Origin of the sequence: Gemmobacter sp. LW-1 (genome assembly GCF_001303875.1) — a bacterium.
Classification (GTDB): domain Bacteria; phylum Pseudomonadota; class Alphaproteobacteria; order Rhodobacterales; family Rhodobacteraceae; genus Gemmobacter; species Gemmobacter caeni.
The window spans coordinates 148777-171689 of record NZ_LJSC01000030.1 but is presented as its reverse complement, the minus strand read 5'-3'; the positions used below and the strand labels follow the sequence as shown (position 1 = coordinate 171689).

Annotated in this window: 21 protein-coding genes and 1 pseudogene; 11 read left to right on the top strand and 11 right to left on the bottom strand. The window is 65.9% G+C overall.

Annotated elements, in window-relative coordinates:
* From AO684_RS06125 to AO684_RS22170, 5 genes and pseudogenes are all read right to left on the bottom strand, one after another.
* A partial coding sequence (locus AO684_RS06125; protein WP_161805990.1) for a gamma-glutamylcyclotransferase family protein occupies window positions 1-380 on the bottom strand: 380 nt, incomplete at its 3' end.
* Complete coding sequence (locus AO684_RS06120; RefSeq protein WP_054301851.1) at window positions 380-823, bottom strand: TrgA family protein; 444 nt, start codon at window positions 821-823, stop codon at window positions 380-382. The genes AO684_RS06120 and AO684_RS06125, both read right to left, overlap by 1 nt.
* Window positions 824-844: 21 nt before the next feature.
* Window positions 845-2056, bottom strand: a complete 1212-nt coding sequence (locus AO684_RS06115) for a cyclopropane-fatty-acyl-phospholipid synthase family protein (protein WP_054301850.1) — start codon at window positions 2054-2056, stop codon at window positions 845-847.
* A 55-nt stretch (window positions 2057-2111) separates the two neighbouring features.
* Window positions 2112-3167: pseudogene (locus tag AO684_RS06110) on the bottom strand (deoxyribodipyrimidine photo-lyase); the annotation flags it as partial.
* 2 nt (window positions 3168-3169) lie between these two features.
* A partial coding sequence (locus tag AO684_RS22170; RefSeq protein WP_235451220.1) for a deoxyribodipyrimidine photo-lyase occupies window positions 3170-3515 on the bottom strand: 346 nt, incomplete at its 3' end.
* 130 nt (window positions 3516-3645) lie between these two features.
* Here AO684_RS22170 and hrpB point away from each other — a divergent pair.
* Window positions 3646-6099 carry an ATP-dependent helicase HrpB gene (hrpB, locus tag AO684_RS06105; RefSeq protein WP_054301865.1) on the top strand — a complete coding sequence of 818 codons (2454 nt, stop codon included), beginning with the start codon at window positions 3646-3648 and terminating at the stop codon, window positions 6097-6099.
* Between the two features lie 4 nt (window positions 6100-6103).
* Here the strand turns inward: hrpB and AO684_RS06100 are convergent, their stop codons facing one another.
* From AO684_RS06100 to AO684_RS06085, 4 genes are all read right to left on the bottom strand, one after another.
* A complete protein-coding gene (locus tag AO684_RS06100) occupies window positions 6104-7384 on the bottom strand; it encodes a Hint domain-containing protein (RefSeq protein ID WP_054301848.1) in 1281 nt (426 codons plus the stop codon).
* A 192-nt stretch (window positions 7385-7576) separates the two neighbouring features.
* The gene (gene argF, locus AO684_RS06095) at window positions 7577-8503 is read right to left on the bottom strand and encodes an ornithine carbamoyltransferase (protein ID WP_054301847.1); all 927 of its coding nucleotides are present in this window, start codon (window positions 8501-8503) and stop codon (window positions 7577-7579) included.
* 40 nt (window positions 8504-8543) lie between these two features.
* A complete protein-coding gene (locus AO684_RS06090; protein WP_054301846.1) occupies window positions 8544-9083 on the bottom strand; it encodes a GNAT family N-acetyltransferase in 540 nt (179 codons plus the stop codon).
* Window positions 9046-10227: an aspartate aminotransferase family protein gene (locus AO684_RS06085; protein ID WP_054301845.1), complete on the bottom strand. Its 1182-nt coding sequence runs from the start codon at window positions 10225-10227 to the stop codon at window positions 9046-9048. Before AO684_RS06085 ends, AO684_RS06090 begins: the two co-directional genes overlap by 38 nt.
* A 490-nt stretch (window positions 10228-10717) precedes the next feature.
* Between AO684_RS06085 and AO684_RS06080 the strand changes: the two genes are divergently transcribed.
* The 7 genes from AO684_RS06080 to lexA all read left to right on the top strand — a co-directional run bounded on the left by AO684_RS06080 (window position 10718) and on the right by lexA (window position 16223).
* A complete protein-coding gene (locus AO684_RS06080) occupies window positions 10718-11299 on the top strand; it encodes an aminodeoxychorismate/anthranilate synthase component II (protein ID WP_054301864.1) in 582 nt (193 codons plus the stop codon).
* The gene (gene trpD, locus AO684_RS06075; RefSeq protein ID WP_054301844.1) at window positions 11296-12309 is read left to right on the top strand and encodes an anthranilate phosphoribosyltransferase; all 1014 of its coding nucleotides are present in this window, start codon (window positions 11296-11298) and stop codon (window positions 12307-12309) included. Before AO684_RS06080 ends, trpD begins: the two co-directional genes overlap by 4 nt.
* A complete protein-coding gene (locus AO684_RS06070; protein ID WP_054301843.1) occupies window positions 12306-12947 on the top strand; it encodes a uracil-DNA glycosylase in 642 nt (213 codons plus the stop codon). Before trpD ends, AO684_RS06070 begins: the two co-directional genes overlap by 4 nt.
* 53 nt (window positions 12948-13000) lie before the next feature.
* Window positions 13001-13813 (top strand): indole-3-glycerol phosphate synthase TrpC, encoded by an 813-nt coding sequence (gene trpC, locus AO684_RS06065; protein WP_054301842.1) that lies wholly within the window; start codon window positions 13001-13003, stop codon window positions 13811-13813.
* 1 nt (window position 13814) lies between these two features.
* A complete protein-coding gene (moaC, locus tag AO684_RS06060; RefSeq protein ID WP_054301841.1) occupies window positions 13815-14294 on the top strand; it encodes a cyclic pyranopterin monophosphate synthase MoaC in 480 nt (159 codons plus the stop codon).
* Entirely contained in the window at window positions 14291-15454 is a 1164-nt protein-coding gene (locus AO684_RS06055; RefSeq protein ID WP_054301840.1) for a molybdopterin molybdotransferase MoeA, read from the top strand. Before moaC ends, AO684_RS06055 begins: the two co-directional genes overlap by 4 nt.
* Before the next feature lie 79 nt (window positions 15455-15533).
* Complete coding sequence (gene lexA, locus AO684_RS06050) at window positions 15534-16223, top strand: transcriptional repressor LexA (protein WP_054301839.1); 690 nt, start codon at window positions 15534-15536, stop codon at window positions 16221-16223.
* Here the strand turns inward: lexA and AO684_RS06045 are convergent.
* Window positions 16217-18325 carry a ComEC/Rec2 family competence protein gene (locus tag AO684_RS06045; RefSeq protein WP_054301838.1) on the bottom strand — a complete coding sequence of 703 codons (2109 nt, stop codon included), beginning with the start codon at window positions 18323-18325 and terminating at the stop codon, window positions 16217-16219. The two genes, lexA and AO684_RS06045, sit on opposite strands and share 7 nt — an antisense overlap.
* Before the next feature lie 75 nt (window positions 18326-18400).
* On the opposite strand from AO684_RS06045, the gene gltX reads away from it, so the two are divergent.
* From gltX to AO684_RS06030, 3 genes are all read left to right on the top strand, one after another.
* The gene (gene gltX / locus AO684_RS06040) at window positions 18401-19801 is read left to right on the top strand and encodes a glutamate--tRNA ligase (protein ID WP_054301837.1); all 1401 of its coding nucleotides are present in this window, start codon (window positions 18401-18403) and stop codon (window positions 19799-19801) included.
* 77 nt (window positions 19802-19878) lie between these two features.
* Window positions 19879-21174, top strand: a complete 1296-nt coding sequence (gene gltA, locus AO684_RS06035) for a citrate synthase (RefSeq protein WP_054301836.1) — start codon at window positions 19879-19881, stop codon at window positions 21172-21174.
* Between the two features lie 82 nt (window positions 21175-21256).
* Window positions 21257-21976: a heparan-alpha-glucosaminide N-acetyltransferase gene (locus AO684_RS06030; protein ID WP_054301835.1), complete on the top strand. Its 720-nt coding sequence runs from the start codon at window positions 21257-21259 to the stop codon at window positions 21974-21976.
* Here the strand turns inward: AO684_RS06030 and aguB are convergent.
* Entirely contained in the window at window positions 21973-22845 is an 873-nt protein-coding gene (gene aguB / locus AO684_RS06025) for an N-carbamoylputrescine amidase (RefSeq protein WP_054301834.1), read from the bottom strand. The two genes, AO684_RS06030 and aguB, sit on opposite strands and share 4 nt — an antisense overlap.
* Window positions 22846-22913 lie beyond the last annotated feature (68 nt).

Here is a 22913-nt window from a genome sequence, read left to right as displayed (position 1 = left end):
TCACGCGCCGTCGCCACCGCCACCGCGCCCCAGTCCCGCACCCAGTTCGCCAGCGACCACGGCCCCGCCACGGGCGCCGCATCGGGTGGCAGATAGACCAGCGCGGTCGAGGCCCCCGCCGCCGCGACCGGCAGCGCAGCGGTGCGATAGCCGAAGCCGCCTTCGTAGAAATCCAGCCGCGCCACATCTTCGGCCGTGGCATTGCGCATCAGCCGCCCCTGCGCCGCGCCTGCGCCGCGCCGGATCACCGGCCACGCCCCCTCGGCGGACCAGAGCACCTCATACCCAGGCAGAGTGGCAGGTTCAGTAACCACAGCGCGGCCCAGAACCGCCTCCAGCAGTGGCGGGTGGCACAGCGTGCCGTAAAAGAACAAATCCATCAGCGCCGCCGTACCAGCTTATGCACTGCAATGCCGCACAGCGGGCCACCCACCAGCAGGGCCGCCATGACCTGCGGCGACGTCAGCACCAGAAACAGGTTTTCCACCATCAGTTCGAACACGCCGGTAATCGCCTCGAAGGGGCCCTTGTACATCTTGCGCAGCGCCTTGCCGAGCATGAGGTAGATGCCGAAGCCCAGCAGCGCAAAGAAAGCCGTCGTCAGCGCCGCCTGCAAACCCGCGCTGATCGCCTGTGCCATACCCCCCTCCGGCGCGCGCGGCCCCATAACAAACCAGCCACTGCCAAGCCCGATTGCCGCGACATACAGGCTGAAATTACCGAAAGAGGTGCCTTCTGGCACCGAGGGTTTGAACAGTTCGGCCGTCAGATAGGCCAGCGCCGCAAAGAATATCGCGCCCAGAAGCTTGCCTGCCGTCGGCATCTGTCCCTTTCCGCGCGGCCTCTAGCCGGGCCGCGTCACCGTGATCTGCGTCACGTCGCAGTTTCCGCCGTGAAAGGCGCCAGCGCAAGAGGTGAGGTAGAAGTTCCACATGCGGCGAAAGCGGTCGTCAAAGCCCAGCGCCCGCACCTCGGGCCAACGGGCATTGAATGTGTCATGCCAGCGCCGCAGCGTCTGGCTGTAGCTTTCGCCAAATTCGATATGGCCCTTCAAGGCCAGCCCCGCCGCTGCGATTTCCTGTGCCAGCGCGGCGGGCGACGGCAGCATGCCACCGGGGAAAATGTATTTCTGGATGAAATCCACGGTCTTGCGATAGGTCACGAAGCGGTCATCGGGCACGGTGATGATTTGCAGCGTGGCGTTGCGCCCCGGTTTCAGCCGGTCGCGCACTGCGCCGAAATAGACCGGCCAGTATTTCTCGCCCACCGCCTCGAACATCTCGATCGAGGCGATACCGTCATATTGGCCGCGTTCATCGCGGTAATCCTGAAGCCGGATCTCCACCCGGTCAGAGAGACCCGCGCGGGCAATCCGGGCCTGCGCGAAATCGTGCTGTTCCTTTGAAATGGTCAGGCATGTCAGCCGCATGCCCGCCCGCGCCGCATGTTCGGCAAATCCGCCCCAGCCGCAGCCGATTTCCAGCAGGTGATCGCCGCGCCTCGCGCCCATCTGCTGCAACATTGAGGCGTATTTGGCCTCTTGCGCCGCCTCAAGGCTTTCCTGCCCGCTGCGGAACAGGGCGCTGGAATAGGTCATCGTATCGTCGAGCCACAGCCGGTAGAAATCATTCCCCAGATCGTAGTGATAGGCGATGTTACGTTTGGCCTGCCGTTTCGAATTGCCGCGCAGCCAGTGCCGCATCCGCTCATAGGACCGCACGAGGCCCATGCCTGGAAAACCGTCATTCACCCCGTTGTTTGGTGGCGCCTGCACCAGATCCATGAAGGCTTGCAGATCGGGCGTATCCCAGTCGCCGTCCAGATAGGCGTCGCAAAAGCCCAGATCCCCCTCGCGGATCAGCCGGGCGAAAACATCCGGGTTCTTCACCTGCACCTCGGCCACCGGGCCGGGCGCGGCGCCTTCTGCCCGAAAGCGGCGGCCATCGGGCAGGACAAACTCCATCCGCCCCACGCGCAGCTTTTCCAGCACCTTCATTACCTGACCGAAATAGCGCGGCAGGTCGGGCTGGCCTTCGGTCGTCAGCAAGGTGGTCATCCTTACATCTCCCCGGATCATACAGTGCCGATGATTCCCCAAGCGCGGCTGTCACTCAAGCCTTTCGTGCGGCATAGGCATCCAGCGCGCGCTGACGGCCTTTATCCAGCGCAATCAATGGCTTCGGATAGGCAGCATCGGGTGAAAGCGCCCATGCTCGCGGCACCGCATCGAAATAGGACAGCGCGTCAGCCGGGGGTGTGCGGCTGAGTTCGGCGATAAACCGGCGCCGATAGACGGCATTCGGGTCAAACTTTTCTGCCTGCGTCGCCGGGTTGAAGATGCGGAAATACGGCGCGGCATCCGGCCCTGACCCCGCCACCCATTGCCAGCCCATCGCGTTGGAGGCCGGGTCCCAGTCGGTCAGGCAATCGGCAAACCACGCCAGCCCCACCCGCCAGTCGGTCATCAGATGTTTGGTCAGGTAAGAGGCCGCAATCATCCGGGCTCGGTTGTGCATGGTGCCGGTCACATACATCTCGCGCATCGCGGCATCGACGAAGGGCTCGCCGGTCAGGCCCCGGCGCCAGCGTTCGGCATCGGCACTGTCGCCACGCCAGGGGAAGCCATCCCACTCCTCGCGCCAGTTCTCGGTCGCAAGCGCCGGGAAGTGATAGATCAGATGCCAGGCGAAATCGCGCCAGCCCAGTTCCGACAGGAACTTGCCTGCGCCACTGTCTCCCGCATCCAGCCGGTGCATGACGGCATGCCAGATGCGGGCGGGGGCGATTTCGCCATAGGTCAGGTTTTCCGACAGGCGCGAGGTGGCGGGCGTGGCCGGAAAATCCCGCGCCTCGGCATAGCGGCTAAGCCGCTGGTCCAGAAAATCGCCCAGCCGCGTCAGAGCTGCCGCCTCCCCCACGGCCTGATGCGGCAGGCAGACTGCCGCGCCGCGCCGCATGGCGGCCCCCATCTGCCAATCCTCCAGCCGGTCCGTGACGGGCCAGCTTTCGGGCAGCGGCAGTTGCTTCGGCGCGGGCAGCAGGGGTGCGATGTCGCGCTGGCGCAGCGCCTTCCAGAACGGCGTGTAGACCCGGTAAGGGCCACCCTGCCCGGTTTCCACCTGCCAAGGCTCGGCCAGCAGGAAGCCCGGATGGCTTTCGGCCACCTGNNTCAGCATCGCCTTCACCGCGCTGTCGCGGGCGATGGCGGCCGGGTCATAGGCGCGGCTCCACATCACCCCCGCCGCGCCGGTTTCCGCGATCAGCCGCGCCAGCGCCTCGGGCGCGGCTCCGCGCCGCAGGATCAGCCGGCTGCCCACGCCCTCCAGTCGCGCCGCGAAATCGGCGAGCGACAGGCCCAGCCGCCATTTCGCCGCAGCACCAATGGCCTCGGTCTCTGGGTCCAGCAGGAAGACCGGGATCAGCGGTCGACCGGTGGCCAGCGCGGCGGTCAGCATCGGGTGATCGGCCAGCCGCAGGTCGCGGCGGAACCACAGGATCATGGGGGTATCGGTCATGGCAGGTCAGGCTACTTCGTTTCCCTTGTCATACGGCATGACCTAGGGCAGCGGATCATCCTTGCCCAGTGCTGAAGCCTCCAGCACTGACGCCCCTTGCATCGCGCGCGGTGATCTGGTCCTTGGGGCCATGCCCATCCTGCCGCCCCCCGCCCTGCCGATTGATGCCGTTCTGTCCGATCTGGTCGCGGCGCTGACCGCGCGCGGCATGGCGGTGGTGCAGGCACCGCCCGGTGCGGGCAAGACCACGCGGGTTCCGCTGGCTATGCTGGCCTCCGGCCTTTGCCCCGGTCGCATCGTCATGCTGGAGCCCCGCCGCCTTGCCGCCCGCGCCGCAGCAGAGCGCATGGCCGAAACGCTGGGCGAGCCGGTGGGCCAGACCGTCGGCTACCGTATCCGGGGCGAGGCGAAGGTTTCGAAAACCACCCGGATCGAGGTGGTGACCGAAGGTATCCTGACCCGGATGCTGCAATCCGATCCGGGGCTTGATGGCATCGGTGCGGTGATCTTCGACGAGTTTCACGAACGCAGCCTAAGTGCCGATCTGGGCCTTGCGCTGGTGCTGGAGGTGCGGCGCGCGCTGCGCGACGACCTGCATCTGGTGGTCATGTCGGCGACGCTGGATGCCGCGCCTGTCGCCGCGCTGATGGGCGATGCGCCGATGATCACCAGCGAAGGCCGCGCTTTTCCGGTGGAAACCCGCTGGCTGCCCCGGCCGCTGGACGCGCGCGCGCGCTTCGATCAGGCGCTGGCCGCACTGGTCGTGCAGGCGGTGGAGGAATGCCCCGAGGGCGGCGTGCTGGTCTTTCTGCCCGGCGAGGGTGAGATCCGGCGGGTCGAGGCCCTGCTGAAGGGCCTGAAGGGCTGCGACATCCGCCCGCTGTTCGGCGCGATGGAGTTCGCGGCCCAGCGCGCGGCACTGGCTCCGGCGGCGGCGGGTCTGCGCAAGGTGGTACTGGCGACCTCGATCGCGGAAACCTCGCTGACCATCCCCGACATCCGCGTGGTGGTCGATGGCGGGCGGGCGCGGCGGGCGCGGTTCGATGCGCCTTCGGGCATGGCGCGGCTGGTCACCGAACGGGTGACACGGGCCGAGGCCGAACAGCGCCGGGGCCGCGCCGGCCGGGTGGCGGAGGGGGTCTGCTACCGGCTGTGGTCGAAGGGCGAGGAAGGCGGGCTGCTGCCCTTCCCCCCGCCCGAAATCGCGGCGGGCGACCTGACCGGCCTCGCGCTGGAGCTTGCGGTCTGGGGATCGACCGACCTGCCCTTCCTCACCCCGCCGCATCCGGGCGTGCTGGGAGAGGCCCAGGCGCTTCTGACCGGGCTGGAGGCACTGAAGGACGGGCGCATCACCGACCACGGCCGCCAGATCGCCGCACTGCCCTTGCACCCGCGTCTGGCCCACATGCTGATCCGCGCGGGCGGCGGGATTGAGGCCGCAACACTGGCCGCCCTGCTGGCCGAACGCGACCCGCTGCGCGATGCCCCCGCCGATCTGGCGTTGCGCATGGCGGCGGTGAAAGACCCGGCCCGGATCGAGCGCGAGGGCCGCACCGTGCATCGCGGCACGGTGGAGCGCATCCGCACCGAGGCGAAGCGGCTGGCCCGTGCCGTCCCCGAGGCACCGAAGGGCCTGAACCTTGGCCAGATGGCATCACTGGCCTATCCCGACCGGGTGGGCCTGCGCCGCAAGGGCGAGGCGCCGCGCTGGGTGCTGTCAGGTGGCAAGGGCGCGGCGATGGCTGCCGGTCAGCCGCTGTCGGGCGCACGGCTTCTGGTCGCCACCGATCTGGACGGCGACCTGCGCGAGGCGACGATCCGGCAGGCGGTCGCGTTGACCGAGGCGGAGTTGCGCGCGGTGCATGGCGATCAGATCGTGTGGCGCGACATCTGCGAATGGTCCAGACGCGAGGGCCGCGTGGTGGCGCGGCGGCAGGAGTGTTTCGGCGCCTGCGTGCTGGACGACCGGCACTGGACCGACGCGCCGCCGGAGGCGCTGGCGCGTGCGGCGCTCGACGGTTTGCGGTTGATCGGCCTCACGCCCTCTCCCGCCGCACGGCGGCTGATGGTGCGGGCGGCGCTCTGTCGCCGCGACGGGGCAGACCTGCCCGATGTCTCGGAACCTGCACTGCTGGCGGAGGAGGCGCTGTTGCCCTATCTGACCGGCAAGCGCACAGAGGCCGATCTGCGCGGCCTCGATCTGGTGGAGCCGATCCGCAGCGCGCTGAGATGGGAGGGGGTGCAGATGCTCGACCGCCTCGCCCCGCCGCATTTCGAGACGCCGCTGGGGCGGCGGGTGCCCATCGACTATGAGGGCGAGGCACCGGGGATCGAGGTGCGCTTGCAGGAATTGTTCGGAGTGACGGTGCATCCGACGGTGGGGCCAAAACGGCTGCCGCTGAAGATCACATTGCTGTCGCCCGGTGGCAAGCCGGTGCAGGTGACGGCGGATCTGCCGGGGTTCTGGACCAATTCCTATGCCGATGTGCGGCGCGACATGCGCGGCCGTTACCCGCGCCACCCCTGGCCCGAAGACCCGCGCGAGGCGGATCCGACAACACGGGCAAAACCGCGCGGCACCTGAGCCGTCAGGCCGCCAGCCAGGGCGCAGGAACCGGCAACGGCCTGAGGCCCGGCCCGCGCAACCCTGCCCGCTGCATCACCAGCAGCCGGGCCTCGTGTCTGCGCAGCACCCGCCGCGCGGCGGGCTGGCGTGCCAGACGCTCCAGCTCCCACGGAAGGAAAGTTTCATGCAGGGCCGCCCGCGCCCGTTCTGGCAATGCGGCCATGGCCTGCGGACCCGGATGCAGGCTTTCCGCCCCGGTGCCTTCCGCCAGCAGCATCTGATGACGGTCCAGCAGCAGATGACAATAGCGCAAGCGGCGTGGCAGGGTTTCGCGGCTGACACCGGGCAGGCCCACCAGATCGCGCGCCGCTGCCAGCACCTCATATTCGCCGAACAGCAACTCGCAATCGGCCCCGTGCAGCAACAGCAGATGCTGTCCCGAAACGCTCAGGTCGCCGTCATTGTCCAGCGCCCCGGCCTCGATGCGCACCGGCAGCGCCTCGCCCTCGGCACAGACCATGCCGCCGCCGGTCCAGCGCAAGATCTGCGGCCCGTCATCCAGCGTCATCACGCGATCCCCGGCGCGCAGATCCTCGATCCGCCGCAGCCCACCGGGCGTGTGAATGCGGGTGCCCGCTTCGAAACACACCGGATTGCCGTTCAGGAAACGTGTCGACCAGACACCGTTCGGTTCGCCCGGGTCCAGCCCGGCATTCGGATAGTTCGTCAAAGCCGAGGAATTGCCCGAGCCGGGAACGATGTAATCGCGCGACCCGCCATCCGTCATACCCACCTGCGCCACGCCGGTATACCCGTTGGTCCACTGGACCTTCTGGTAGATCATGTCGATCTCGAAATTGCCGTCGTGGGTATGTTGCAGCACCACCTGAAAGGTGTTCCGCGCCGAGGTGGAGCCGCTGTAGGCCCGCACATCCAGCCATGTGATCGTGACGCGGCCGCTGGACGGGTCCAGGTCCCAATAGATGTTGTTGGTGCCGTTGGCCGTACCGCTGGTGATGTTCACATCACTCCAGAACGGCGCGATGGCCGGATAGGGCAGCGCGGACAGCGCCGAAGGCGTATAGGCAGTGACCGGCGCCTGAAAGGTGATCAGCCCGTTGGTGTTGATATAAAGGGACGTATAATTGGTCCCGAAATAGTTGATGCCCGACGCACCGAAAACCGAGGTGATGTTCACCTGGATCGAGCCGTCATCATAATTTCCCGCCGTCAGCGCGCTGCCGCGAAAGCTGCCTTCGCCCACGCCCTGCGGCCCGCCCAAACCTGTATTGATCGTGGCCATTTTCGGCCTCCGTCCGTTTCTGCCTCAGAAACGACAGGACAGCCGAAATCGGGCGGCCTCACGGATCGGATGCGGCGCATTCGGGGCAATTTTGCGCCACGCCATCATAATCCGCAGCCAATGGCAGGAATTGTTGCGACCCGGAAACAATCCCCCCGGTCACTGGCGCAAACGGGGGGACAATGGCGCCGGTCAGACGCCCAGGCACCAGCGCATGACCGCCTTCTGCGCATGCAGCCGGTTTTCCGCCTCGTCGAAAATCACCGAATGCGGGCCGTCCATTACGGCGCTGGTCGCCTCGTCATTGCGGTGCGCGGGCAGGCAATGCATGAACAGTGCATCCGGTTTGGCCTTCGCCATCAGATCCTCATTTACCTGATAGGGGCGCAGCTGGTTGTGGCGGCGCTCTTTCGCGCTTTCGGGGTCATGCATGCTGACCCAGGTATCGGTGACCACCAGATCGGCGCCCGAGACCGCCTTGTAGGGGTCACGCTCCACCGTGACCGGATGACCTTTCGAGGCGGCGAAATCCAGCCAGATCCGCTCGGGGTCGAGTGTTTCAGGCCCGGTGAAGGCCAGATCGAAGCCGAACTGCCCGGCGGCATGAGCAAAGCTGGCAAAGACATTGTTGCCGTCGCCGCACCACACGACCTTCTTGCCGGCGATCGGGCCGCGATGTTCCTCATAGGTCATCACATCGGCCATGATCTGACAGGGGTGGGTGCGGTTGGTCAGCCCGTTGATGACCGGAACCGTGGCATGTTCCGCCATCTCCTGCAGCGTCGCCTCTTCAAAGGTGCGGATCATGATGAGATCGACATAGCGTGACAGCACCCGCGCGGTATCGGCGATGGTCTCGCCATGGCCAAGCTGCATTTCCTTGCCCGACAGCACCATCGTCTCGCCACCCATCTGGCGCACACCGACGTCAAAGCTGACGCGGGTGCGGGTCGAGGGCTTTTCGAAGATCAGCGCGACCATGCGGCCCTTCAGCGGCTGGTCATCGTCCGGCGTGCCCTTGGGACGCCCGGCGCGGGCGATCTTCATGGCACGCGCATTGTCGATCATCGCGCGCAGATCGGTGGCGGAGGTGGTGTGAATATCAAGGAAGTGGTTCATCTGTCGGTCTTTCTGACGGGCTTCCGCCCGCTTGCGTATCTTACCAAAGGGAAGGGAATGTCGGATCGAATGCCATGACAAGCACGGGCTTGCCCGTCTCGCCCGTCGTGGTGCGGATGGCACGGAAGCCCGCTCGTCGATACGCCCGCACGGCGCGCTCGTTCGAAGGGTCGGGATCGATGACCACCGCCGGATAGCGCCGCCGCAGATCGGCTGCGCGCAGGTTCAGATAGCGCGCGGCATGGCCATGCCCCAGCATCCCCGGATCGCCCAGAAAGGTATCCATCGCACGGGTGCCCGGCGGGAATTCCGCATATTGCGGCATCGGGTCGTGATGGGCGGGGTAATCCTGCACATAGGCGAAGGGCCTGCCCTGATAGGCCACCAGCCGCAGATCGGCGGTGTCGCCGTCGATTTCGGCGTCGATCAGCGCGATTTCAGTGTCGGGGTCGCCCCACCAGGCGCGGACATGCGGCTGGTCCAGCCAGCCGCGCATCCGCGCGTAATCCGACCGCGTCAGCGGCGGAAAGCTGTAATCCGCCTCAGCCGGCATGACCGGACAGCGCGGCCGCGGCCGCATCCAGCCGCTTCAGCGCCTCGGCAATATCGGCGTCGGGGATGTTCAGCGCAGGCAGCAGCCGCACCACATTGTCGGATGCGGCGACGGTCAGCAGATGTTCCGCCATGCCCGCCTTCACCAGATCCGCGACCGGCGCCTTGCATTTCAGGCCAAGCATCAGCCCCTGCCCGCGCACGCTTTCGAACACGTCGGGATGTTCCGCCACCAGCGCCTCAAGCCCCTGACGGAACAGGCCCGCCTTGCGGTTGACCTCGGCCAGGAACGCCGGGTCCGAGACGATGCGCATGACAGCCCCGCCCACCGCGCAGGCCAGCGGGTTGCCACCATAGGTGGACCCATGGGTGCCTGCCACCATGCCGGAAGCGGCGTTTTCGGTCGCCAGTACCGCGCCCAGCGGGAAGCCGCCGCCGATGCCCTTGGCGATCATCATGATATCGGGGGTGACGCCCGCCCATTCATGCGCGAACAGCTTGCCGGTGCGGCCCATGCCACATTGCACCTCATCAAAGACCAGAAGCGCGCCGGTCTCGTCGCAGAGGTCACGCAGTCCTTTCAGGCAGCTGTCGGGCAGCGTGCGGATGCCGCCCTCGCCCTGAACCGGCTCGATCATCACCGCTGCCGTGCGGTCTGAAATCGCCGCCCGCAGCGCCTCGTGATCGCCGAAGGGCAATTGCCGGAAGCCCGGCATCAGCGGGCCAAAGCCCTTGACCATCTTTTCCGACCCCGCCGCCGCAATGGCGCCCGTCGATCGGCCGTGGAAGGCGCCATCAAAGCTCAGGATCTCGATCCGATCGGGCTGCCCCTTCTCGTACCAGTATTTGCGGACCATCTTGATCGCCAGTTCCGCCGCCTCGGTGCCGGAATTGGTGAAGAAAACGGTGTCGGCAAAAGTGTGCTCGACCAGTTGGTCGGCCAGCGCCTCCTGTTCCGGGATGCGATAGACGTTCGACACATGCCAGAGCTTTGCCGCCTGTTCGCTGATGGTTTTTACCAGCTCGGGATGGGCATGGCCCAGCGCATTGACGGCAATCCCCGAGCCCAGATCGAGGTAACGCCCCCCGTCCTCGGTGAAAAGCCAGCTTCCCTCGCCCTTCACGAAGGCAAGCGGCGCACGGTTGTAGGTCGGCAGGACGGAGGTAATCATGGATAATCCTCAGGCGGATGCGAGGCCATAGGGGTGCCAAAGGCGCATGCCCATGTCAACGCAAGGGTGTCATGTAGGGAGAGGGGGGCCGGATTTTCCGGGTCACACCCGGAAGCAGAACGCGCGAAAGCGACGTCAGACGCGGTTGCGTCGGCGTCGGGGAAGCTGGAAAGGGCGAATCCGTGCATTCATGCCGTTGCGATAGCGCAAGGCCGGACGGCTGGCAAGCGTCTTGCAGCCACCACCACCGCAATCCCGGGTGGCCAGGCGCACAGGCCCCTGCGCTGCTGTCACCGTGCAGACTTTCTGCCAGCCCGCGACGGGCGCGAACACGGTTGCCCCGCGCCTTCTGATGAACGATAAGCTTCCCTGACGTTCCTCGCGGCCGAAGTCGGGACGGCAGGGTATGGGCCAGGCAGGCAGATATTTTGCGGGTATCGCGGCAGACGACCATGGAAGGAACCCAACGCGATACATGGGTTACGGCCGGATGCTGCTTCTGATCGACAACTACGACAGCTTTACCTACAATCTCGTGCATTATCTGGGCGAGCTTGGTGCCGATGTGGTGGTCAGGCGCAACGATGCGCTGGATGTGCAGGCCGCCATGGCGCTGCGCCCTGATCTGATTGTGCTGAGCCCCGGTCCCTGCGACCCGGCACAGGCGGGCATCTGCCTTGCGCTGACCGCCGCCGCCGCCGAGGCGAAGATCCCGCTGCTGGGTGTCTGCCTTGGACACCAGACCATTGGCGAGGCGTTCGGCGGCAAGGTCGTGCGCTGCCACGAGATCGTGCATGGCAAGATGGGCACCATGCATCACAGCGGGCAAGGCGTGTTCAGCGGCCTGCCCTCCCCCTTCCTTGCCACCCGCTATCACTCGCTGGTGGTGGAACGCGAGAGCCTGCCGGATTGTCTGGAGGTCACGGCCTGGCTGGAGGATGGCACCATCATGGGCCTGCGTCACAAGAGGCTGCCTATCGAAGGCGTGCAGTTCCACCCCGAAAGCATCGCCAGCGAGCACGGGCACCAGTTGCTGAAGAACTTCCTTGACCGCGCGCAGGTGTCGGCATGAGCGACCGGCTGAAGCCGCTGATCGGCACCGCCGCCACCCGCGCCCTGACCCGCGCCGAGGCCGAAACCGCCTTCGCCGCGCTGTTCGAGGGCGAGGCGACGCCCGCACAGATGGGCGGCTTCCTGATGGCGCTGCGCACGCGGGGCGAGACGGTGGATGAATATGCCGCCGCCGCCAGCGTGATGCGTGCCAAATGCCACAAGGTGAGCGCGCCCACGGGCGCCATGGATATCGTGGGCACCGGCGGCGATGGCAAGGGCACGCTGAACATCTCCACCGCGACGGCCTTTGTCGCGGCGGCGGCGGGGGTCGTCGTGGCCAAGCACGGCAACCGCAACCTTTCCTCCAAATCCGGCGCGGCGGATGCGCTTTCGGAAATGGGCCTCAACGTGATGATCGGCCCCGATGTGGTGGAACGCTGCCTGCACGAGGCCGGGATCGGCTTCATGATGGCGCCGATGCATCATCCGGCGATGCGCCATGTCGGGCCGGTGCGCGCCGAACTTGGCACGCGCACCATCTTCAACATCCTCGGGCCGCTGACCAACCCCGCCGGGGTGAAGCGGCAGTTGACGGGCACGTTCAGCGCCACGCTCTTGCGCCCGATGGCGGAAACCCTGCTGACACTGGGGTCAGAGGCGGCCTGGCTGGTCCACGGTTCCGACGGGACCGATGAAATCTCCATTGCCGGGCCGACCTCTGTGGCCGCGCTGGAAAACGGCGCAATCCGCGAATTCGAGGTCAGCCCCGAGGATGCGGGCCTGCCGGTCCATCCGTTCGAGGCGATCCTCGGCGGCACGCCGCAGGAAAACGGCGCGGCCTTCCGTCGCCTGCTGGAGGGCGAGGAAGGCGCTTACCGCGATGCCGTTCTGCTGAACTCCGCCGCCGCGCTGATGGTGGCAGGGCGCGCGACTGGCCTGCCCGAGGGCGTGGAAATGGCCCGCGAGGCCATAGACAGTGGCCGTGCGCTGCAAAAGGTCGAGGCGCTGGTGGCGCTGACCAACGGGTGAGCGGCCTCGACATCCCTGCAAGCTGGGCGGATCTTCCGTTCTTTCGGGACGACTGGCCCGCCTTGGCCGCACGGCTCAGCGTCACGCCCGGCTGGCAGCCGCAATCACCGTTCCGCGCCCTGGATCTGACGCCGCGTGACAGGGTGCGTGTGGTGATCCTCGGGCAAGACCCCTACCCCACACCGGGCCGCGCCACCGGCCTTGCTTTCAGCTTTCCGCCCGGCGCGGCCCCGCAACATTCGCTGAAGAACATCCTGACCGAGTTGCACGACGATCTGGGCGTCGCAAAATGCGACGGCGATCTGACCGGCTGGGCCGAACAGGGTGTCCTGCTGCTGAACGCCGTACTGACCGTGCCGCAGGGGCAGGCCAATGGCCACAAGGGCTGGGGCTGGGAAGCGCTGGTGCAGCAGGTGCTGGCCACCACCGCTGCCGACGGGCCGCGCGCCTTTGTCCTTTGGGGTGGGCCTGCGCAAAAACTTTGTGCAAAGCTGCCGCGAGACGGGCACCTGTTCCTTGAAAGCGCGCACCCCTCCCCCCTGTCGGCCTATCGCGGCTTTTTCGGCTCGAAACCGTTCAGTCAGGTAAACCGCTGGCTGGCGTCCACCGGCGGCACGCCGGTCGACTGGTCGGCCTGAGCCGGGTTTTCAACGCCGCCACGGCGCGCTAAGTCACTGGGAAGGAGATCGCCATGACCACCATTCTCGACCGCATCAAAGCCTACAAGCTGGAAGATGTTGCCGCCCGCAAGATCGCGCAGCCTCTGGCCGAGGTGGAAGCCGCCGCCAAGGCCGCCCCGGCCCCGCGCGGTTTTGCCCGCGCCCTGCGCGATGCCGCGACCTCGGGCTATGGCCTGATCGCCGAAATCAAGAAGGCCAGCCCTTCCAAGGGTCTGATCCGCGCCGATTTCGACCCGCCTGCCCTTGCCCGCGCCTATGAAGAGGGTGGCGCCACCTGCCTTTCGGTGCTGACCGACGGCCCGTCCTTCCAGGGCGACGACAGCTATCTCGCCGCCGCGCGCGAGGCAGTAAAGCTGCCCTGTCTGCGCAAGGATTTCCTTTATGACCCCTACAGCGTCGTCGAATCCCGCGCGCTGGGGGCCGATTGCATTCTGATCATCATGGCCTCGCTGGAGGATGCCGAAGCGGCGGATCTGGAACAGACCGCTTTCGACCTTGGCATGGATGTGCTGATCGAGGTGCATGACCGGACGGAGCTTGAACGTGCCACGCGGCTGAAATCGCCGCTGCTGGGTATCAACAACCGCAACCTGCACACGTTCGAAACCACGCTGGACACCACGCGCGATCTGGCGCGGCGCGTTCCGGCCGACCGGCTGATCGTGTCGGAAAGCGGGCTTTATACCGCCGAGGATCTGGCCAACATGGCCCGCTATGGCGCGCGTTGCTTCCTGATCGGCGAGGCGCTGATGCGACAGCAAGACGTAACCGCCGCGACACGCGCGATCCTTGCCAATCCGCTGAAATCCGAAGGGGGGATGTGACATGTCCGGCCTGACGCATTTCGACGCCAAGGGCGATGCGCATATGGTCGACGTCTCCGACAAGGCGGTGACCTCGCGCCTTGCGGTGGCCCGCGGCGCGGTGCGGATGACGGCCGAAACACTGACACTGATCACCGAGGGCCGCGCCGCCAAGGGCGATGTTCTGGCCGTGGCGCGGCTGGCGGGCATCATGGGGGCGAAGAAAACTGCCGATCTGATCCCGCTGTGCCATCCTCTGCCCGTCACCAAGGTCGCGGTCGACCTGACCCCGGATCCCGCGCTGCCCGGCATTCAGGTCGAGGCGACGGTCAAGACCACCGGCCAGACCGGGGTGGAGATGGAGGCGCTGACCGCCGTTTCTGTCGCCTGCCTGACCGTCTATGACATGGTGAAGGCAGTCGAAAAGTCCATGCAGATTGAAGGCATACGCCTGATCCTCAAGGAAGGCGGAAAATCCGGCCGCTTCGAGGCCACGCCATGATTTCGGTTGAGGAAGCGCTGGCCCGCGTTCTGGCCCTTGCCACCCCGATGCCGGTGGAAACCGTGCCGCTGGCAGCAGCGGCAGGTCGCTGGATGGCCAAAGCTGCCGAGGCCCGACGCACCCAGCCGCCTTTCGCGTCCTCAGCCATGGATGGCTATGCAGTGCAGGGTCCGGCCGCAACAGGCGCGCGTTTCCGTGTGATCGGCGAATCCGCCGCTGGTCACGGGTTTGCGGGATCGGTGGGGCCGGGTGAGGCGGCGCGCATCTTCACCGGCGCCCCGGTGCCGGAAGGAGCCACGCAGGTGGTGCTGCAAGAGGATGTCACCCGCGACGGCAATGACATTGTAATCGCCACAGCCTCCGCCAATGCGAATATCCGGCAGGCAGGCGATGATTTCGCGGCGGGTTTCCGGCTGCAACCGCGCCGGATTTCTGCCTCTGACGTGGCGCTTCTGGCCGCAATGAACCTGGCCGAAGTGCCTGCCCACCGACGGCCAGTGGTGGCGATTATCGCCACCGGGGACGAGTTGGTCATGCCCGGTGACACCCCCGGCCCTGATCAGATCATTGCCTCGAACTCCTTTGCGATCAAAGCCTTGGCCGAAGGTGTTGGCGCCGAGGCACGGCTTCTGCCCATCGCCCGCGATACCGAGGCCAGCCTGCGGGCGGTTTTCGCGCTGGCGGAAGGCGCAGATCTGGTGGTGACCATCGGCGGTGCCTCGGTCGGGGACCATGACCTTGTGGCGAAGGTTGCCACCGATCTTGGCATGGAACGCGCCTTCTACAAGATCAGCATGCGCCCCGGAAAACCGCTGATGGCCGGGCGGCTGAACGGCATGCCGATGCTCGGGCTGCCCGGCAATCCGGTCTCTGCCATCGTCTGCGCGCATCTCTTCCTGCTGCCCTTGTTGCGGGCCATGCAGGGCGAGCCGGCACCGGCCCCCGCGCCGCGCCGCGCCGTGCTGGGCGCGGATGTCGCCCCGACCGGGCCGCGCACCCATTACATGCGTGCCCGCATCGAAGATGGGGTCGTCACCGCCTTCGACCGTCAGGATTCCGCTTTGCTGAGCGTACTGGCCGAAGCGAATGCGCTACTGATCAGGCCGCTGGGAGACGGCGCTCGCAAGGCGGGAGAGGCTGCCGATTACCTGCCAATCTGACGGAAGGCCTTGACACAAATCGGGAACGCGGGCAGAACATAAGGCAAACACCCTTGACCCTGGTGGAAGGATTTGCCCGATGCTCACGCGCAAGCAACTGGAATTGCTGGATTTCATTCGCGTCCGCATGGATCGGGATGGCGTTCCGCCCTCCTTCGATGAAATGAAGGAGGCGCTGGACCTGCGGTCCAAGTCCGGCATTCACCGCCTGATCACCGCGCTGGAGGAACGGGGTTTCATCCGCCGCCTTGCCCATCGCGCCCGCGCCATCGAAATTGTCAAACTGCCCGAGGCGATGGAGAAGCCGGGTTTCACCCCCCGCGTGATTGCGGGTGACCGGCCTGCTGCCCCGCAACCCGCCACGGCCATTCCGGTGCAGGTGCACGCCGTGGAGCTGCCCGTGATGGGCCGCATCGCGGCGGGCGTTCCGATCGAGGCGATCTCTGAAATCTCGCATCACGTTGCTGTGCCCGGAGGGATGCTCTCCGGCAGCGCCCAGCATTACGCGCTGGAGGTCAAGGGCGATTCGATGATTGAGGCCGGGATCAACGATGGTGATATCGTTGTCATCCGCGAACAGGGCACGGCCGAGAATGGCGATATCGTGGTGGCGCTGGTTGAAGACAGCGAGGCGACGCTGAAACGCTTCCGCCGCAAGGGAAACATGATCGCGCTGGAAGCGGCGAACCCGCTTTATGAAACGCGTGTGTTTCCCGATCACATGGTCAAGGTGCAGGGCCGCCTTGTCGGGCTGATCCGCAGCTACTGACCCTTCGCCAGCGGGCGCACAGGCCGGTCCAACCAGCGCGCCGCCATCGTCTGCGCGTGTTTCCCGTGCCAGATGCGGGTGGTATCGCGGGCCGGTTGCAGGCGCAGCCGGTCGCCATCAGGCGAAAGCGCAATGCCTCCGCTGCGGCGCAGCTGCCCGAGGTCGATCACGATGCATCCCTCCGGCGGTGTGGTGATCTGCGCCGCAGTGATAACCAGATCATTGGCTGCGCAGGCAGTGGGCAGCTTTTCTTCCGCGCCCTTGCCGCGCAGATGAACCCCGCTCCATTCGCCCAGATAAAATCGCCGCTCTGACGCAGGGCCGGTAAAACCCTCCCGTTTCGCCGCGATTGGCTGCGAGACAAGATCGCCATCATTCTCCAGCCAGTTCTGCGCGGCGAAGCCCGCCCCGCGCGCAGCGGAAAGGGCCCTGCCCTGCGGTCCATAGAGGCCAACAAGCAATCCATCCGGCGAAATCAACAGCGCCGGACGCTCTGCCTGCGTCCAGACGCCCAGGCCGAGCGCGATGGCAAGAACGCCGGGCAGCCGGAACCAGCGCCGCCCCACCGCCATCCCGATGCCGCCCAGAGCGATGAGCGGCAGGGCCAGCGGCCCCGGTGCCGGAACTGGCGTCACGGCCCCATCCAGGCCAGCAACCATATGGGATACATATAAAATCCAGCGCGCCCCCCACCCCATGACCATCAGCGGCAGATCCGCCAGACCGAAGGGGGCAAGCAGGGCCGCAATCGCACCGGCGGGCATCACCACCATGCCCATGACCGGCACGGTCAACACATTGGCCAGCAGCCCATAATCTGCGATTCTGTTAAAGTGAGCGGCGGCGAAGGGGGCCGTTGCGATCCCAGCCAGCGCCGAAGACAGGACCAGTGTAAGGACTGGCAGCGCCCATCGCGGGACCAGACCACCTGTCAGCGCGCTGTGCAGGGCGCCAAACCCCGCCACCAGCGCGGTGGTCGCGGCGAAGGACATCTGGAACCCCGGCGTCAGCAGGGTCTCCGGGCGAAGGCACAGCAGGATCGTTGCCGAGATCGCCACCGAGCGGAGCGACAGGGCCCGCCGATCCAGTAGCACGGCGCCCAGCATGACGCAGATCATGATGCAGGCCCGCTCGGTTGCCACATTGGCGCCCGACAAAAGCAGGTAGAAGATCGCCACCGGCAGCGACAGGGCTGCGGCAACCTTCTTTGTGTTCAGCCGCAGGGCAATGTGCGGCACCAGCGCAAGCCCGCCCCGGATCAGCGCAAAGACAAATCCGATCAGAAAGGCCATATGCATGCCCGAGATCGCCAGAAGATGCGCAAGGCTGGAGGCGCGCAGATCCTCGATCGCCGCGCGGCTGAAGCCGGAGCGATCACCTGTCATCACCCCGGCGGCAAAAGCCCCCGGATCGCCCCGGATTCGCTCCTGAATGCCTGCTGACAGCGCCGCGCGCAGCCGGTTCAGCCCCTGCTCGCCTCGGCCCGGCGGGGCCAGCATCAGCAGCGGATGACGAGAATAGCCAATTGCGCCAAGCCGCTGAAACCACGCCACGCGGCGGAAATCGAAGCCGCCGGGTTCGACCGGATCGCCCGGCGGGGCAAGATGAGCGGTGATCTGCACCCATTGCCCGGGTGCGGGGGCAAACCGGGGCGCCACCTGCAAGGCGATGCGTACGCGCGCCGGTATGCGGCGCGGCGCCACCTCTGAAAGCTGCACATTGTCCAGCGTCAGCCGCAGCGCATCGGATTGCGAGCGGTCCAGCGCGACGATACGCCCCTCGATCGGACCATAATACCGGAACTCCAGCACCGGCGCGGCAACGAGATGCGCGCGCACGCCAGCCACGATGCCGCCAAGTGTCAGGCAGGCCACGGCCACCCAGAGCGGTTGCGCCGCCTCCGGCCCGAAGCGCCACAGACCGGCCATGAGCAGAACCAGACCGCCTGCCACGAGATAAGTTGCAAGCCCCGGCTCCACCGGCAGCGCGAACCAGAAGCCGATCCCGGCGCCAAGAAAGACCGGCACCCAGGGAAACAGGATACCCCGCGCATCGGCCACCGCCCCCGCCAGCCGCCCCAGGATGCCCCCGCGCACCGCCACCTTGTTTCCGGGCCTCCGCTCGCCTATCAGATGCCCAACGCTAGCGCGCCAATGGTTTCCGAAAGGTTAAGTCGCATGACCGGACACGTCGTCACCCGCTTTGCCCCCTCGCCCACGGGTTATCTGCACATCGGCGGCGGCAGGACGGCGCTGTTCAACTGGCTGTTTGCCCGTGGCCGGGGAGGCAAGTTCCTGCTGCGGATCGAGGATACTGACCGCGAACGCTCGACCCCCGAGGCGACGGCGGCGATCCTGCGCGGGCTGGAATGGCTTGGCCTCGACTGGGACGGCGACGTCATCAGCCAGTTCGAGCGGCGCGACCGCCATGCCGAGGTGGCGCATGCCATGCTTGCGCGCGGCACAGCCTACAAATGCTTCAGCACGAGGGAAGAAATTGAGGCCTTCCGCGCCGAAGCCGAAGCCAAGGGCAGCTATGCGGTGTTTCAAAGCCCCTGGCGTGACGCCGATCCGGCGACGTATCCAGACCGGCCCTTCGCCATCCGCATGAAAGCACCGCGCGAAGGCGAGACGATGATTGATGATCAGGTGCAGGGCCGCGTCGTCATCAAGAACGAGACGCTGGATGACATGATCGTCCTGCGCTCGGACGGGACGCCGACCTATATGCTGGCGGTGGTGGTCGACGATCACGACATGGGTGTGACCCATGTGATCCGGGGCGATGACCACCTTGTGAACGCCGCCCGCCAGCAGATGATCTATGACGCCATGGACTGGTCCGTTCCGGTCTGGGCGCATATTCCGCTGATCCACGGACCGGATGGCAAGAAACTGTCAAAACGTCACGGCGCACTTGGCGTCGAGGAATATCAGGCCATGGGTTACCCCGCCGCGGGCATGCGCAATTACCTGACCCGACTGGGTTGGGCACATGGCGATGCCGAGTTCTTTACCAGCGAACAGGCGATGGAATGGTTTGACCTGAAGGGAATCGGCCGCGCGCCCGCCCGGCTGGATTTCAAGAAGCTGGAGAATCTGTGCGGCCAGCATATCGCGGCCAGCGACGATGCTGCATTGCTGCATGAACTGGAGGCCTATCTGGCCGTCGCAAACCTTCCGGCGCTGTCCGAACACCAACGCGGCCTGATGCTGGCGGGTATGTCCAGCCTGAAAGAACGTGCCAAGACCTTCCCGGAACTTCTTGAAAAGGCGCGGTATATTCTGACCACCCGCCCTGTGGCGCGCGACGAGGCCGCCGAGAAGGCGCTTGATCCGGTATCCCGTGGTATACTGGCTTCATTGACGCCGCGCCTGCGAAATGCTAGCTGGACGAAGGAAGATCTTGAAGCCATTCTGACCGGGACCGCAGCCGAACACGGGCTGGGCTTCGGCAAGCTGGCTGCTCCGCTGCGTGCCGCCCTTGCCGGACGCACGGTCAGCCCCAGCGTCTATGACATGATGCTTGTCATCGGTCAGGACGAAACGATTGCGCGGCTGGAGGATGCCGCGGCCTGATTGCCGCACCCTCCCTGCCCGAAGATTTGGCCACGGCGCCCTCACGGCGCCGGGCAGCAACGCAGAGGGATGTAGAGATGGCAGAGACCAACAGGACCGCGACGCTGACATTCGACGACAAGGTCATCGACCTGCCGATCCATTCGGGCACGATTGGCCCCGATGTCATCGACATCCGCAAGCTGTACGGTGAAGGTGACGTGTTCACCTACGATCCGGGCTTCACCTCGACCGCCGCCTGTGACAGCGCCATCACCTATATCGACGGCGACAAGGGCGAGCTGCTGCATCGCGGCTATCCGATCGATCAGCTGGCCGAGAAATCGCATTACCTTGAAGTCTGCTATCTGCTGCTGAACGGCGAACTGCCAAATGCCGCGCAGATGAAGGACTTCGAGACCCGCATCACCCGGCACACCATGGTGCACGAGCAGATGCACTATTTCTTCCGGGGTTTCCGCCGCGACAGTCACCCGATGGCGACCATGGTGGGTGTGGTCGGCGCGATGTCGGCCTTCTACCACGACTCGACCGACATCAATGACCCGTGGCAGCGCGAAGTGGCCGCGATGCGGCTTATCGCCAAACTGCCGACCATCGCCGCAATGGCCTACAAATATTCGGTGGGTCAGCCCTTCGTCTATCCGAAGAACAGCCTCGATTACGCCGCGAACTTCCTGCACATGTGCTTCGCTGTGCCCTGCGAGGATTATGTGGTGAACCCGGTGCTGTCGAAGGCGATGGACCGGATCATGATGCTGCATGCCGATCACGAACAGAACGCCTCGACCTCGACGGTGCGTCTGGCCGGGTCGTCGGGCGCCAACCCCTTTGCCTGCATCGCAGCCGGCATCGCCTGTCTGTGGGGGCCGGCCCATGGCGGCGCCAACCAGGCCTGCCTGGAAATGCTGCGCGAGATCGGCACCGTGGATCGCATCCCGGAATATGTGGCCCGCGCCAAGGACAAGAACGATCCGTTCCGTCTGATGGGCTTCGGCCACCGGGTTTACAAGAACTTTGACCCGCGCGCCAAAGTGATGAAGGAATCCGCCGACGAGGTGCTGGGCCTGCTGGGGATCGAGAACAACCCGACCCTGCAAGTCGCCAAGGAACTGGAGCGCATCGCGCTGGAAGACCCCTACTTCATCGAGAAGAAGCTTTACCCGAACGTCGACTTCTATTCGGGCATCATCCTCGATGCGATGGGTTTCCCGACCTCGATGTTCACCCCGATCTTCGCGCTGAGCCGCACCGTCGGCTGGATCAGCCAGTGGAAAGAGATGATCGGCGACCCGACGCAGAAGATCGGCCGCCCGCGTCAGCTCTATACCGGGCCGACCTTCCGCGACTATGTGGATGTGCATCACCGCTGAGACCGGCGAAACGCGAAACAGGGGCGGCCTTCGGGCCGCCCTTTCGCTTGCAGGTGGCGACACAGCAGGTGAAAAGAGGGGTATGACGCAGACACCCCGCCTCTGGCTGATCGACAGCGCCCGCACGCTCGCCCTGCTGGGGATGGCAGCCTTCCATCTGGTGTTCGACCTGCAAATGTTTGGCTTCGTGCCGCCCGGCACGGCGGTCAGCGGCTTTTTCTACTATCACGCACGGATCGTGGCGGGGTCATTCCTGTTCCTCGCCGGAATGGGACTGTGGCTGGCGCATGGGCAGGGCATCCGATGGCCCGCCTTCTGGCGCCGCTGGGGCAAGATCGCGGCGGCAGCGGCGCTGGTATCGCTGGCCACCCGTATCGCCATGCCTGATTTCTGGATCTTCTTCGGCATTCTGCACAGCATCGCGGTGGCCAGCCTGCTGGGCCTCGTGTTCCTGCGCCTGCCGGGGCTGGTCAACCTTGCGCTTGGCCTCGCCGTGGTCTGGGCCGCATGGCCCTTGCCGCCGCTGCTGGAATGGCAGGCGCCCGCCCTTCGGTTTCTGGGCCTGACGACATTGCCGACCTATACGATGGATTTCGAGCCGCTGGTGCCGTGGTTCGGCCCGTTCCTGGCCGGAATGGGTATTGCCCGGCTGATCGCCCCCGTCCTGCCCCGGCTGGCACAGATTTCACCCGAAGGGTTGGGCTGGCTTGCCTGGCCGGGGCGGCACAGTCTGGCGGTCTACCTGATCCATCAGCCGGTGCTGATCAGCCTTGTCTGGCTGGCGGCGCAGATCCTGCGCTAGCTGCGTCCGTCCAGCGACATCAGCGGCGCGTAAAGCCCGGGCCTGCGATCCCGGAACAGCCCCCAGCTCGCCCGCAGTGCGGCGATTTCCGCCAGATCTACCGTGGCCGTCAGGATTTCCTCGGTGTCACGGCTGGCCTTCACCAGCAATTGCCCACGATGATCGGAAATGAAGCTCGATCCATAGAAGGTCACATCCACGCCTTCCGGCGCCGTTTCCGTGCCGATGCGGTTAGAGGCGACCAGCGGCAGGATATTGGCCGCCGCATGGCCGCGCATGACCATTTCCCAATGCGGCTGGCTGTCATAGCCCGGCGCCGGCGGCTCAGAGCCGATGGCGGTCGGGTAAAGCAGCACCTCGGCCCCCATCAGTGCCATGGCGCGGGCACATTCAGGGAACCACTGGTCCCAGCAGATGCCGACGCCCAGCCGCCCCGCCGCCGTCTCCCACACCCGGAAGCCGGTATCGCCGGGGGAGAAATAGAACTTCTCCTCATAGCCCGGACCCTGCGGAATATGGCTTTTGCGATAGATGCCCAGCACCCTGCCATCGGCGTCGATCAGCACCAGAGAATTGAAGAAGGCCTGCCCTGCGCGTTCAAAAAACGACAGCGGCAGCACCACGCCCAGCTCGCGCGCAAGGTCCGAAAACCGCGCGATCAGCGGATGCCCCTCAGCCTCGGCGGCGAGGGCAAAATATTCCGGCCGCTCCGTGATGCAGAAATATGGGGCGGCGAACAGCTCCTGAATCAGCACGACGCCGGCGCCCTGCCCGGCGGCCTGCCGCACCAGCGCCTCGGCCCGGTCGGCATTGGCAGGCAGATCCCAGGAACAGGCGAATTGCGTGGCGGCTAGGGTCAGCGCGGACATGACAGCCTCTTTGATCAAATTGCCATATCAAAGTGACGCAGCGTCTCGCAGCACGCAAGCCCTCTCGA